Genomic DNA, 1425 nt, shown 5'->3' with positions numbered 1-1425 from the left:
CTAGTAGTGCTTCGTGAGGTCTGCCGATCTTGGCTGGTCGGGGGCATGGTGAAGGTATGAGGCTTGGGGAGGTGGAACGGCTCCGGGGTGAGTTATCGGAGTTCGTTGCTGATGTGTTCGCCTCGCTCCCGCGGCGGGATCAGCGTCGGTGGGGCGGGTGTTATCTGCGGGGCCTGATGCTGGATGGGCGGCGCAAGTCGATCCAGCCGATGGCCGAGCGGCTGCCGGACGGGAACATGCAGGCCCTGCAGCAGTTCGTGAACCAGTCGCCGTGGGACCCGTTGCCGGTGCGGCGGCGGATCGCTGAACGCCTGGCCGGGTTGATCACGCCTGAGGTGTGGGTGGTCGACGATGTGTCGTTCCCCAAGTGCGGCACCCGGTCGGTGGGGGTGGTCCGCCAGTATTGCGGAGCGGTGGGCAAGCGGGCCAACTGCCAGGTCGCGGTGAGCGTCCACGCGGCCACCGACACCGCTTCCTGCCCCCTGAACTGGCAGCTGTATCTGCCCCGGGAATGGACCGACAACCCGGCCCGCTGTCGGGCAGCCGGGGTCCCGGCCGGGGTCGGACACCAGGAAAAGTGGCGTCTGGCGCTTGGCCTGCTGGACACGCTCGCCGACTGGCAGCTGACCGCTCGGGTGGTGGTTGCCGACGCAGGGTACGGAGCGAGCACGCCGTTCCGCCTCGCCCTGGAGGAGCGGGGCTTGTCCTATGTGGTGGCGCTGACGGGCAAGGAGGTCGCCCACCCGGAGGCAGCCGAGCCGCACCAACCGGCTTATGGCGGGCTCGGGCCGCCGACGCTGCCGCGCTATCGCACCTCGCCACGGTCTCTGCCCCGCCTTGCGGCCGAACTACCGGTCTCCCGCTATGCCGAGGTCACCTGGCGTGAAGGCAGCAAGGGCCCGATGACGTCACGTTTTGCCCTGCTGAGGGTGCGGCCGGCGGGCAAGCAGGCCCTGCGGGCCGCCCAGGAAGCAGGCGGCGGTCACTACGAGTGGGACGGAGTCCTGCCGGTCCGGACGGTGCTGGTGGAGTGGCCCTCCGATGAGACTGCCCCGACCGGCTACTGGACCTCCAACCTGCCCGGCGCCACACCGATCGAGGATCTGGTGCGGTGGGCGAAGATGCGGTGGCGCATCGAGCACGACTACCGCGAACTCAAGCACGGCCTGGGCCTGGACCATTTCGAAGGCCGCACCTGGCGGGGCTGGCACCACCACGTCACCCTGGTCACCGCCGCCCAGGCCTTCCTCACCCTCCACCGGCTCCACCCAAAAGCCCATACACCGGCCTGACTCTCTACCACGTCCTCGACGCCATCCAGGACCTCCTGCGGTGCTGGGCCGGAACCTGCACCACCTGCGGACGCGCCCTACCCACCACACCCAGCAGAAGAAGACAGCCCCCGACCTAACGAAGCACTACTAG

At 68.9% G+C, this 1425-nt stretch carries 1 protein-coding gene; it reads left to right on the top strand.

Annotation, left to right across the window (positions count from 1 at the left end):
* The first annotated feature begins 56 nt into the window (after positions 1 to 56).
* Positions 57 to 1292: an IS701 family transposase gene (locus tag ACFYWY_RS38205; RefSeq protein ID WP_389196131.1), complete on the top strand. Its 1236-nt coding sequence runs from the start codon at positions 57 to 59 to the stop codon at positions 1290 to 1292.
* Positions 1293 to 1425 lie beyond the last annotated feature (133 nt).

This window comes from Streptomyces sp. NPDC002870 (genome assembly GCF_042888505.1).
GTDB lineage: Bacteria > Actinomycetota > Actinomycetes > Streptomycetales > Streptomycetaceae > Streptomyces.
Note: the sequence above shows the minus strand (reverse complement) of the source record. Positions and strands in the feature narration are given on the sequence as shown.